This window comes from Janthinobacterium sp. GW458P (assembly GCF_002127585.1).
In the GTDB taxonomy this organism is placed as follows: Bacteria; Pseudomonadota; Gammaproteobacteria; order Burkholderiales; family Burkholderiaceae_D; genus Janthinobacterium.
Window position 1 is genome coordinate 22,821 of sequence record NZ_NEGZ01000030.1, and the last position, 12,800, is coordinate 35,620.

General features: G+C 53.3%; 11 protein-coding genes. All 11 read right to left on the minus strand.

Annotated elements, in window-relative coordinates; translation table 11 throughout:
• Positions 1-260 precede the first annotated feature (260 nt).
• Positions 261-1,403, minus strand: a complete 1,143-nt coding sequence (locus CBW50_RS17065; RefSeq protein ID WP_086146670.1) for an acyltransferase — start codon at positions 1,401-1,403, stop codon at positions 261-263.
• Between the two features lie 203 nt (positions 1,404-1,606).
• A complete protein-coding gene (locus tag CBW50_RS17070; protein ID WP_086146671.1) occupies positions 1,607-2,800 on the minus strand; it encodes an acyltransferase in 1,194 nt (397 codons plus the stop codon).
• A 41-nt stretch (positions 2,801-2,841) separates the two neighbouring features.
• On the minus strand, positions 2,842-3,588 hold the full coding sequence (locus tag CBW50_RS17075) for a glycosyltransferase family 32 protein (RefSeq protein WP_086146672.1): 747 nt from the start codon (positions 3,586-3,588) through the stop codon (positions 2,842-2,844).
• Positions 3,585-4,853, minus strand: coding sequence for a lipopolysaccharide biosynthesis protein (locus CBW50_RS17080; protein WP_086146673.1), 1,269 nt, complete (start codon positions 4,851-4,853; stop codon positions 3,585-3,587). Before CBW50_RS17080 ends, CBW50_RS17075 begins: the two co-directional genes overlap by 4 nt.
• Positions 4,854-4,855: 2 nt before the next feature.
• Positions 4,856-6,451, minus strand: a complete 1,596-nt coding sequence (locus CBW50_RS17085) for a hypothetical protein (RefSeq protein ID WP_086146674.1) — start codon at positions 6,449-6,451, stop codon at positions 4,856-4,858.
• Between the two features lie 118 nt (positions 6,452-6,569).
• Positions 6,570-7,253, minus strand: coding sequence for an exosortase-associated protein EpsI, B-type (gene epsI, locus CBW50_RS17090; RefSeq protein ID WP_157792445.1), 684 nt, complete (start codon positions 7,251-7,253; stop codon positions 6,570-6,572).
• Complete coding sequence (xrtB, locus tag CBW50_RS17095) at positions 7,250-8,146, minus strand: exosortase B (RefSeq protein ID WP_086146676.1); 897 nt, start codon at positions 8,144-8,146, stop codon at positions 7,250-7,252. The genes epsI and xrtB overlap by 4 nt, the downstream gene beginning before the upstream one ends.
• On the minus strand, positions 8,146-9,018 hold the full coding sequence (epsG, locus tag CBW50_RS17100; protein WP_086146677.1) for a chain length determinant protein tyrosine kinase EpsG: 873 nt from the start codon (positions 9,016-9,018) through the stop codon (positions 8,146-8,148). The genes xrtB and epsG overlap by 1 nt, the downstream gene beginning before the upstream one ends.
• Before the next feature lie 14 nt (positions 9,019-9,032).
• On the minus strand, positions 9,033-10,442 hold the full coding sequence (epsF, locus tag CBW50_RS17105; RefSeq protein ID WP_086146678.1) for a chain length determinant protein EpsF: 1,410 nt from the start codon (positions 10,440-10,442) through the stop codon (positions 9,033-9,035).
• Positions 10,443-10,501: 59 nt separating this feature from the next.
• Positions 10,502-11,290 carry a polysaccharide export protein EpsE gene (gene epsE, locus CBW50_RS17110; protein WP_086146679.1) on the minus strand — a complete coding sequence of 263 codons (789 nt, stop codon included), beginning with the start codon at positions 11,288-11,290 and terminating at the stop codon, positions 10,502-10,504.
• A gap of 56 nt (positions 11,291-11,346) precedes the next feature.
• On the minus strand, positions 11,347-12,336 hold the full coding sequence (locus CBW50_RS17115; protein ID WP_319017230.1) for an EpsD family peptidyl-prolyl cis-trans isomerase: 990 nt from the start codon (positions 12,334-12,336) through the stop codon (positions 11,347-11,349).
• Positions 12,337-12,800: the final 464 nt, after the last annotated feature.

Below are 12,800 nucleotides of genomic sequence, written 5' to 3' on the forward strand. Positions count from 1 at the left end.
CCCAAGCCAACAAACAGTCTTAAGCAGGAAGATAAAATAAAAAAACACCGATACGTCAATGGCCATAAATAAAACATTATTTAACAAATCATGCCAGATGTAATATTTTAAGAAAAATTAAATACCACAAATGGAAACTGATGATTTATTGAAAATATTTATATATTTCGCCACATATTCCATGGCGACCAACCGAAACATACTTTAAAGCAATAAAAAACACACGATGAGAACAATACAACAAGAACACTTAGGCTATCTCAAGCAACGCGCGGGCTGATCAGTTTTGCAAACACAAACCGCCTCACAGCCGCCGTATGCCGCTCGGTTAGTGCCCATAAGAAAATCGATGCGCCATTAATCGCCAGCAGATACAGCATGAAGCGCAGAACCGTATCGTAGCGTACAGGCTGTGGCGCGGCCAGCTGAGGATCAAAACTCATGAGAAAAAAAGTCAATGGCAGATGCAGTGCATACAGCGAAAAACTGTATCCCGAAAAAAAATCTGACAGTCTTTTCAGATAACCAGCAGGAATATCCTTCGAAATCATCACAAGAAATACCGTAAAAAAAGCAAGCGCGAAATCATAACCGATGGCATCAGGATAAATACGCTTAAACAAAATAAAAAAACAAAACCCGGCCACAAGAAAAAAAACCGAAAAATAATGCCGCCATACATTCTCGTAAAGGCAATAAGCAGCCGCACCCATCATCCAAATCAAAAACATCATGAAATAATACAACGACCGTCCCTCATCATTCGGCTTTTCCGAATAAACAAAAAGAAAAACGATAAAAATACTCAAGATCAGACATCCAATTCTTGCATTTTTCCTGAAGAAAAATACGCCCAAGGCAGCCGGCAATAAGAGGTAATACCAGAACTCGTTGGAAATGCTCCACAGCGAAAGATTCGTCCCATATTGAAAACCAATAATCATTTGCATAAAAAATGCATTCAATACAAATGTCTTGACAGAATCTGGCTCCAGGCTGCTCCACCACTCAGGGAAAAAAGGGACGCGACTGGCAAGTAAAGCTTCCCCGCCTCCGTAGTTAAAAGCCAGTGCATCGAGCAAGGCGGTCATGAACAAGGCGGGAAGGATAACTATCCATAATCGGGTCAATCTGTCGATGAAATACTTGAACGAGTCGAAGCGCCGCGATCGCATTGCATCAATGACCGGCCCGCCGATCAAGAATCCGCTCATGACAAAAAACATGATGACCGCTTTGTGGGCCCCGGAGCTGAACGCGCTCACCAACCATGCAAGCGCACCACCGGTACCTGCCGCATGGTCAAAAAACAGGTAATTGGCATGCCCTATGACAACAGCCTGGGCTGCCAATGCACGCATCACATTGAGCCAAATTGATGTATTCGAAGGAATTCTTTGCATGAACTAACCCGACTAACGAAGGTTAAAAAATTCGCCTCTCAAGCCGCCGGCCTTCCAGCCTAGGCGAACAAGGATACCTGGCGACGATAAAGTAGGCGGCCGGGGCAGCATGCTGCCTGCCATCGGCCCGCTGCCGCCCAAGACCATCTAAGCGCGGCTCAATGAGCAGCGAACATCAGCCGCGCCTCGGCCTGTAGGCGAGTTCAGGCACTCGATTTGGCTTGGCTGGATGCCCGGCGAAAATACGCGGCTGCAGCATTGACGTGCCGCATACCCGGCTGCTCGATGAGTTTGAATGTCATGAAACATATGCATACCAGCAGCGGGGTCAACAATAGGATGACGGACCAGTGCAAAAAGGGAGAAAAGGTCATTGCGCGCTCGCGACCGATCACAAAATGAAACGTCACGAACAGCAATAAACCATGCAACAAGTAAATGCTATATGCGAATTCACCAAAAGTGCGCGATACGGCAGTATGCAGAATGCCAAATATGCTCGTCCCTCCGGCAATCATGGCAAAGGCGATGGACAGCAGCAGCAGTGACCCGATCTCATGCGCGGAAGGAAATGCCAGGCAAGCGGTGGCGATACAGGCAAGGGTAAAAATGCTGGCCAGCCGGCTTTGACAAAATCGGCAAAAGGCAGGCGACAGGACTAACACGGCTGCAATCATGCCAGCCAGGAACGCAAAAAAGTGGTGAACGGGGGCGCGTAATATGATCGCGGCGGTCAGCACGCTTACAAATACCACGGCACTGGCCAGCAGATACGGCCACGGCGGCGTGATGCGCAGGGGCAAGGCCAACAATGGCAACAGAAGGTAAAACAGCCATTCGTAAGGCAGCGACCAGGTGACGCCCGCCATAATATGGGTTGTATTTTTGATGCCGTTCAGATCTGGTGCTTCGACGGCGGTAAACATCAACCATTGTGCGGTATGAGTCAGTAACTTGGGCAATGTTTCCTGAATGCGAAAACCAGAAAGACAGGCGACGGTTATAAACAGGAGCACCATGGCGAACAGATACAGCGGTGTCAGACGAAAAATACGGGAAATATACAGTTTTCCCCAGTCTACTCCCCGGCTACGCGCAGCCAGTAATTTTGCATAAAACAGGAAACCGGTAATCATGAAAAACATGGCGACGCTGGCATGCCCAAAATTCGTATAGAGCGGCGATGGCGGTACGTTCCATGCGCCGTAGCGCAAATAAAAGTACCAGATACAACCATGGTGCAGGAACACAAAAAAAGCCAGGTAACCACGCAAGCCATCGATCGCCCCATAACGTCCGGCAAGAGGCGGTGCTCCCCATCTTCTAACGATGAGAGCACAACAAAGTAATGCCAGCAGCAAACTCGCCACGGCAGGCAAAAAACTTACAACGTCCATTATTGCTTTCAGAACAAATATAGAATTACGGCCCAGTGTCGTTACGCTGCATTAACAATACGGTTGACGTGGTCAAATGGACTAAAAGAAATATCCCAACGACGCTGCAGCGCCATGCGTTTGACTATCTTGAAGATCCGTCTCTTTACGCGACTGTCCACCCACGATGCCTTCAGACCATAGTGATGGATCCCGATAGTCTGTGCGGTAATGTCGCTGTACATCAATTGCATCGCATTCTGCGAGTTGCTGCGATCGTAAGGATTAAACGGATAAAAGGTAACCGGGTCCAGTTGCGTGCTATTCCCGCCGAGATCAAGCTCTACCGCTTTTTTTAGCACCACCGGTGAAGTGGCAAAGAGCCGTTGCTTGATCAACTCACCCAAAATCAGCTCGCGGGCAGTCAGCATCACAGGATTGCCGGCCTCGCATGCAAGAAAGCCCGTGCCATAGCCAGCGCCCACATCCTTGCTGGTTTCGCGGGCCATCAGACATCCGTGCAAGTCCAGCAAGAGATCGAGCGAGGCAATCAGCTCCAGATCCGTATCGAGGTAGATACCGCCGTATTGGGACAGCACGTCAAAACGTACCCAATCGGCAACAAAAGCCCATTTTTTTTGAATAATAGCTTCTCGACAATAATCATTGTCGATATCGGCATTATCCTCATTCCATAATTTCAGCTCGTACTCAGGACAATATTTCTTCCATGACTCAACACAGCGGCGATGCAGTACGCTCATCTCACCCCGGCCAAACCAGCAGTAATGTATAACTTTAGGAATCATTGATTTCTCAGAGCAATTTTTCGCAACAGAATAATTTTGATCGCTGCGACGAATGTGACGTGAATCAAAAAGGAAAGTACCGCACCAAGCAGGCCAAAATACATCGTCAATATCGACAACTCCAGCAAATACAGCAGGTTGGTCCCTACCGAGATGATCGTTGATTGACGCAACTTTCCCAACGCCCAATAAAACGAATGTGTTGTCACGAAAGTGCCAGCCATGACAGCCGTAAGGAGGACCACAGCGAACTCTGCCACATAATCTTGCAACACTGGAAACACCAACGGCATCCAGATGAATTTACTCGCGTAACAGATGGCACCAGCAGTGGCCGTAACGACAAACAGCATCTTCATGGTCTTGATCCACAGTGCAAATGCCCCTTTCAGATCGCCAGCATTGGCACAGGCGGCAAACTCGGGAATCGATGTCGAATAAAACGGTGCCGTGGCCATATTTACCAGTGAATAGATACGCTTCAGGATACTAAAGACACCGAGGTTGTAACCCGGCAGCGTCAATCCAATGATGATACGATCGAGCTGCGCCACTGGTAAGTCACAGATTGCCTGCAAGGTCCCCCACTTTCCCGCCTCGACCAGGCGTGCCAGGCGCAAATCAGTTGCGGGCAAGCTGCCTTCAATACCGCTGCGATTGCGAAAAATCAACACAAACAGCACCACACACCGAATGACCTCCGGCAGCGTATAGGCCAGCACCATGCTCGACAGCGTAGGCTGATAGCGAGATACCACGAACAATACAAGCAGTTTGAGCAAATTGGCCAGGAATCCCGCATACATCAACACATTGTATTGGTTGACCAAGCGGAAGTACGCGTTATGTGTACCGATCACTGGGAACACCGCAGCCAGGGACAGCAATAATAAATTTACACTGGAAAACTCTTTTAATTGAGGCAAGGAAAACATGATCAGCCCCCCCACCACCAGTATCACAGCAGCCATAGCGAGCATTTCATAGCGTAGGCTTCTTAAGACGGCAGTACGCAGGGTGGCGGCATCAATTTTGTGCCCCGGCATGGCAACCAGCATGCCCTGCCAGTACTGAAAGCCGCAGACGGTAAATACAGTCAGGGCGATCGATTGCACCAGTACCAAATGACCATATGACTCCACACCCGCAATGGCAAGCATGACTGGAATGGTAATAACGCTCACTCCGGCCCCAGCCACATTCAGCAGGAACATCATTGAGCTATTCTTGACCAGGTTATGAAATGCCTTGCTCGATACCGTCATGACTATGCCAGAACTCCGCGCGGGGTCCGACCCGGCATGGTCTGGGGAGGCGGCTTCGCCGATTCAGCGACAGGCTTGCCATACCGAGAAAACTGGACGATACAGCCTAGCGAAAAATAGCACAGCAACTGAATCGAGGGTTCATCGATCATGGTCCGATTGTAGACCAGCGTACTGACAAGCAATATCAAGGTGATGGTACTGGTATCGGCCATCGCCAGGCGCTCGGGACCGGCTTTGCTGCGCGACACATAACGTGCGCCCTGCAGTATGCCCAGCACAAAAATGGCAAGATAGGCCAAAGTGCCGAGGATTCCCACATCCCAAAGCAGGTTCGCCAAGCCCGTAGTACCGATCTGCAAATTACGATAACGTGCCGCGACATAGCCACGCCCGATGTTCTGGCTCGTTGAGCTTGCGCTGGGACCGTAGCCTATCAAGCGTTCCTGGATACTTGGAACCGGGTCGTGGTACCACAGCGCCAACGAGGCACCGCGGCTGATTTCCCCCGTGACATAGTTGATGCCATTGGGATCGACCACATAGCCACCGACACTGTTGACCTTTTCTTCCATCGTGTCAGTTTTCGTATGACTTCCCCAGTACAAGGAGTGATAAACCATGAAGATGCCGGAGCTAATACTGCACATCAAGGCCACGAACATCACGAAAACCAGGATATTTTTCAGAACTTTCCGCCGCACCACCCAGAACACGCCAAGGGGCAGCCAAATAAAGACAGCCTTCACTTCGCCCAGCAGAATAATAGCCAGGCCTATGATGAACATGCCAACCACATGCGAAACCGGCGTGATGCCTTGTACCCAACGAGCCAGCATATAGAGCATTGCGACAACGGTAAACAGCACCAGAACCGGGCTCATGTTGCCGCCGAAAGAACCGACTACACTATCCCAGCCCATGGTAGCTATATTAAAAAAATGCTGGTATAGCGCTAAGGGCAACTGCGCCACCGCGATCACCACGATCCCGCCCCACAGTACAAGCAAACGCCGATCAGACCATTGAAACCAGTACAGGGCAAAAAGAACGCCAAACATGGGCAAGCAAAAACGTAGGACGGAAATCAACTGAACGGTTGACGCATGCCCCATAAAAATACTGAACGCAAAAAACGCCAGATAAACCCACGCGGCGACAACGATACGCGTGGCGCCAGCAAAGCTGTCACCGAACTGATCCTTGAGCAAGTGATTGGCCAGCGTTTTTTCCAGGATCGTCCGTGCGAAGAAAAGCGCAGCCAAGCCGCTGGCCATCCAGGTCGCCAGACGCAGATTGAAAAAATATTGTGCCGTGCCAGAGATAAAAAACACAACGATAAACAACAGTGGCAACAGTTTTTTAGTGTCGACAAACAGCAGGATGGGGATAAAAATTAGCAAGCCAGCCAACATGATGGTGAGCTGAATCGCACCCAGAGCAATGACCATGCCAAGCAGCAGTGCCGTCGCCAGCCCAGCCAGTGCCAACAGAAAAGCAGTAAAGACAGGCATACCCTGCCTGGCCTTGCGACGCTTGGACTGCGCATCCTGCGCAGCCCCTGCCTTCAAACCCAGCTTCTGGAAAGAAAAACTCATATGTATTCCATGCACAGCGCGAACGCTGGACTCAATAATGTAAAACGCTGGAAGTGCTGTCCGCTGTAGCGGCCGCCTATGCCAGCCAATCGCCCACAACGTCTATGCCGTGCGTACCTCAGTGCGAGGTACCCGAAAAATGCCTGCGCAAGTCCGGGGGCATGGATTGCAACAACTGATCTATAAATGCTTGCTGCAGTTGATAACCTTGTTCGACATCCTCACCGATACTCGACACACGCATCAAGGTCGCATCCGGAATCATGCCCTGCAATGCATAAGCCAGTTTGACTTTCTTGACTTCCCACGAACTCGGTACTGCCTTGTCGCCAACGACAACCCAATATGTAATGGGTTCGACACGGGAATTGAGCGTCGCCACTGTCCGCGACGTCGCAATGCTCCCGCCGACCGTCGGCAAGTCCACCTGGCTGGTTTGAGCGACCGCAAAGCCCTGGCCGCCATAACAACCTTCTGGAAAATGTACGGACAAGTTATCGCGTTGGTCGGTGCCATAGGCAATTGACAACATGATGCGATTGCCTTGCCGATTAACATAAGTGCGCGACAACGTTTCAGCGTAGATTTTATTGAGTTCTGCTACGGTGGTGGGATTGACGACTGCGGCAACCTGACTTGCATCTTCCTGCCAATCGCCAAACTTCGTTGGAATCGCCGTGCTGAGGACGATTTTCGGGCGAGTATCGGACAGACGCAATGTCGGCGTGACGGCCTTGGTGCATAAGGCGGCGACCAGCATCAGCCCGCCCATGGTCAAACCAATCATCGAACTCTTCTTCATGATGCCACCTTTCGGGCGTGCCACAGCCGCGCTAACCATTGCAGTAAAGAATCAAGGCTCAATATCAGCACCAGGGCGCTCACGAACAGCACCATGCCCGCGAAACCATGCAGGAAACCCTGCCCTGCCGCATCGCCAAAATAATAAGTAATCAACGTCAATGCGACGACGCGCATCACATTGGCCGTAAAGGAAATAGGGATAATCAGGATCGCCAGGCCGATATTGCGGATAGCCGAGGTGTGACGCACCAGGTTCAGGTAGAACAGCCCCAGGGCTTCGAGCGTGAGCAAGGTTTGCAACCCTGCGCAAGCATCGGCAACCAAAAGCTGATACTGGCCGATTTGCAGGATCACACCCGTACGCGCTATCGGATAGCCGGCCCAAAACAGAATATGCTCGCACACATACGAAACGGCCATCTTCATCGGCAACGTCAGGGTACTGACGACCGAACTAGGTAGCGGGATCATGAACAACATGAAAAAGAACGGGAACCAGGCGGCGCGTAGCGCGCCCACTCCCAGCTTGAGCACCAGGATGGCGGCCGTGAGCATGACGAATGAGCCAATCTCGAAGGCAAGAATCTGCTGCGAGCGACCGGCAATATAAACCAGCAGCGCGGCGACAAAAATCAGCCAGCCAGCTACCGGCGCACGGTCATGCTCGGCAGCCGCCAATATCTGCTCGCGCTGGCGCCATATGAGCCAGACCGAGAGTACCAGGATAATGGGGCCGTGCGCCTGCTCTTCGGTCATCCAGATACCAGTAAACAAGGTATAAAATGACGGGATATACAGCACCGCGAAACCAATGACGATAGGCAGCCATTCCAGCAACTGGTCGCGCCGAGGCAGGGCAGACGCCAGGTTCAGCCGAGTGCTGGTATTCATCAGAAATCGACCAGTACCGAGCCGACCACCTGCGCACCGCTGTGCAGCATCTGCTCGGTCATGGCGTTGATGTCGCCGACAGGCGTGTGGTTCTTGCGCGCCACCAGCAGGACGCCGCCCGTGCGTGCCGCCAGGGCCAGCGCATCGGATCCCAGCGAAAATGCAGCCGAGTCGTACAGCACCACGTCATACGACGACTCAAGTTCCGTGCGCAGGGCAGAGAACGCGGGGCGGCTCAACAGCTCCTGGGGATTCGGCGGCAGGGTGCCGGCGCCCAGCACGGACAAGTCAACGAACGATTCGATGCGCGTGATCACATCGCGCTCGGCACGTCCGGCCAGGATATCCGACAGGCCCTGGCGCCCGGCAAGGCCGAAGATCTCATGCTGGCTGGGGTTGCGCAGATTCGCATCGACCAGCAAAGTCTGTTCGCCCAGCTGGGAAAACACGACGGCCAGATTGGCCGCGAACAGGCTGGTGCCGTCACCATCGTTGACGCCCACAACCACCAGCGACTTGCGGCCCAGCGCCATCCAGCGCAGCATCAGCTGGCTGCGGATGGCGCGCAGCGTTTCCACCTGCGGGCTGAACGGCTGATAAGCGGCGATCAGCTTGTCGGAATACTTGCCCTCCCCCTGCTGCAGATAGGGATAGTCAAACTGGCGCGCCAGGACTTGCTGGATATCCGCCTCCGTCACCAGACCCAGGCGCTGGGCAGCTTCGCCGAAACGGATACCCAGTTCCTTTTGCATGCGCAGGACACGTTCGGCACTTTCCGGCGTAATCTTGCCGGATGCGAGCAAAAGCCCGCCGATGCTGGAATCGGCGGTCCGCGGCGCCGCGGAAATTAGCGGTTGCAATGCTGGATTCATATTATTTCCAATACTTAATTAAGACGCAAGCTGCGGGGCAACAACGATTTGAAGCGGTTCAAGCGCGGGCGCGTTGGCGCACTCCAGTCGATCGAGCCGAGTACAGGCAACTGCAACAAATCGCTCAAATCGGTTTCTGAACGTACGCGACGGTCCAGCATCTCGGCAAGCAAGGAAAAACCCACGCCCAGCAAGCCGCCCAGAAACAGGGCCAACAGCGTGTTCAACATCACTTTCGGGCCGGCTGGCTTGATCGGCGCCACGGCAGGATTGAGCAGGGAGATATCCGATTGCTCCGATTGTCCCTCGATACGCGTTTGCGAGAAGCGTTGCGAGGCGATATCGAAGGCGCGCTGCGCGCTCTCCACATCCTTTTGCAGTACGCCCATTTCGTCGCGGGTGCGGTTCAATTCCAGAACCTTGTCCTTTTGCGCCGCCAGCGCCGCGCGCACGGCGCCTTCACGCTGTTGCAGGATACCGGCATTCTTGCTCACCGAACTCGACGTCACGCGCGTGCCGTCCGCCAATTCCCGGCGCATGCGCTCGACTTCGGCGTTCAGGCTTTCATATTGCGGATGGTTGCGCCCCAGGCGCTGCGCCATCTCGGCCAGCTTCGATTCGGCCGTTGCCAGGCTTAGCTTCAGATTCTGCACCAATGGATTCGACGCCACGTCCGGCGACTCGGAGCCGGCATTGCCTTCGGCCATACGCTGGCGCGAAGAAGCCTCCATCGCCTGACCTTGCGCCGCTACCAGCTGCGCCGACAGGTCATTCAAGCGGTTCGACTCGACGTCCAGACGGTTGTCGACGCTGACGATGCCGTGCTCTTGCTGGTACTTCGACAAACGGCTTTGCGCCACCTCAAGGTTGTCGCGCAACAATTTCGTTTGGTCATTGAAATATACGGCGACCTTTTTCAAAGGATCGACTTTCAACTGGATGCTGGTACGCTGGTACTCCTCGGCAAAAGCATTTGCAATCGCCGCGACAAACTGCGGATCATTGCCCTTGAAACTGATATCGACCACGCTGCTTTCGCGCGACGGCACGATTTCCAGTTTGGCCAGCAACAGGTCCGCCAGCCAGTCGCGCACGGTCCCCTTGCCTCCCGTGGCTTCGTTGAACTGCGCAACGACAGCCGCGCTATCCGCCAGCTTCAAATTATCAACGACCTTCAGCGCCACATTTTTGCTGCTGATGATATCGATTTGCGTTGCCATATAGCCTGGCAACAACTGCATCGGCAATGCCAGGCCCGTGACGGGATCGACGCCCTTGTAGTTGATCAGGAGGGATGCCGTGCCTTTATACGTCTTGGGCAACAGCAGGCTCACCACCATCGTCGCCCCGACCGTGATGAGCAAAGTGAATAGTAAAATCCGTTTGCGGGCAAGCAAGACGAGCAGAAACTGGTGGAAATTCATGGTCAACTCTCATATTAATAAACAAAGCCAGCCTGGTCATAGCGCCGGAACTACTCAGCTTAGAACAAACTTTCTTTGACATACACGACGTCATCCACCTGAATGATGTCGTCATGCTTGGCGTCGAGTATTTGCATGACACCTGCCGCATCGCGGCGCTTGATGCGCACGCCACGTTCGGTACCGCGCTGCGTCAAACCACCGCCAACAGACAGGGCCTGCAGCACCGTCATCGAGCGTTCCAGGCGAAATGCCCCAGGACGCTGTACTTCGCCGTAAATGTAAAACCGCGGTGCGCGTTCGACGTACAGCACATCGTTGCCGCTCAGGTCAAAGTCGCGGGCCAGATCGGCGCTGCGCATCATGTCGACGATGTCGATGGTTTCCTTGGTCGTGGTACCGTTGCGCTTGCGAATCAGGCTGACCACATCGCCCCCGTCCGCGCCTTGACCACCAGCCATGGCCAGGATGTCGAGCAAGCTGCGCTTGCCTTCAATCGGATACCGTCCAGGACGGTTCACCTGGCCCAGTACGGATACTTGCTGACTCTGCAAGGCAGTAACGATGATATTGACCTGTGCCTTGCGCAGAAAGCCACCGCTCTCCAGGGCCTGGCCCAGCTTCTTTTCTGCCGCGGCAACAGACATACCGCCCACGGCAACGCTGCCTACCAGCGGAAAGGTAATGCTGCCAGCCTCGCTGACACGCGTTTCCAAACCCAGGTCAGGACTGCCATACACGGAAATTTTCAATACATCGCCAGCGCCGAGCAACACTTCGGCGGCCCCAGCCACACCAACACTGCAAGCCATCAGTACGGCGGCTGCCCACATCGCAAGTCGTTTCATGATTTGCTCTATCCTTTTAAAAACTTCTGTTAAATCCGAAAGATCCCTGCCCGCGTTTACTTCAGGCCAGCCACGCCGCGCGCATTCACGTCGCTACTCTCGGCCACCGGCGCCGCCGGCGCCACTGGCACCGACGCGGCAACGGCGGCCGAAGCGGAGGCGGAGGCGGAGGCCGCTGCCGGCTTGTCCGTCTTGTTCAGATACTCGATCTTGGCGCTGGCGCGCAAACGCTTCAACTCGGCGTCCGCTGCCTCCTTGTTCTTCTTGTTGAAAAGAAACTGCTCGATCTGCGGCGCCGCCTGCGCCAGCGTCACCGGGGTGTCCTTGATATCGGCCAGGGAAATCAACAGGGTACGATCGCCTTCACGGATGATGAACAACTGGCCTTTTGGCATCCCCGCCAGTTTGCTGCTCAGTTCAGGCGCCAGATCAGCGCTGGTGCGCGACAATTGCGTACGGACATATTTGACATTGTTGGCATCCAGCCATGCAGCGACCTCTTCCAGCGTTTTCGCAGCATCCATGGCCTTTTTCAAGTCATCTTTCATGTCGGCCGAGGCGATAATCAGTTCTCGCATGTCAAACTGTTTGCGCTGGCTGAAGTACTGCGGATTCTTGTTGAAGTAATCTTCCACTTCCGCCGCGGCAGGTTTGGCGATGACACCGATGCGTTTTTGCATGTAAGCCTGGGCAACAATCAATGCCTTGGCCCGCTCAACGGCCTGAACAACCTTGGGGTCACGGTCTATCTTGTCCTTGACGGCCTCGTTCTGCAGCAACTGACGGTCGATCAACGACTCCAGCAACTGCTTGCTTGCCGCATCCTGCTGCACCGCTGGAACGTTGGCGCGCTGCAATTCCTCATTCAACTGGAGTACTGTAATTTCCTCGCCGTTGACGCTCGCCAATGCCTGGCCGGCCTTTTTTTCTTTTCCTCCGCAAGCCGACAATCCGGCAGCGGCCAGGAGGACCAGCGCAGCGCACAACAATCGGGTATTGACGGCTGGTTTGCGCATAGTCAAACGAGAGTTGTGAAAATGGTTCAAGATTACTCCTTCGATTTAGTATTGAAAACACAACTGCAATAGATGTGTGGTACTTCATGCGGCTTAATTGCCAAAAAACATGTTCCGTAGACAACTAGCGGGTCGGCACAATAATTATCAATATTGTAAATATGATACACAAGATGCAAGGCAATATGGAAACTATTTGCTTAAAAATCTATTAAAAAGCTTTTAATACAACTGTTTCCACTGCTGACTTACCGAAAAGTTACGATGAGTGCATACACTTTTCGTCGATGAATGTGCTCCAGACAACACCTGCGCTCACTATCAATCTTGGCCACAGGAGCCAGGCTGGCAGCCGCAAAGCATGTATGACGGCGAGGATGGGGCCGTCGAATCGGATTCAAGAAAAAAGCAGGAAGGCCGGACGATGGTGGCGCGCTGATGCGATGGACATCTGCCACCAAGCTCTGCCGCACGCGGTTCAATCGCATCATCGG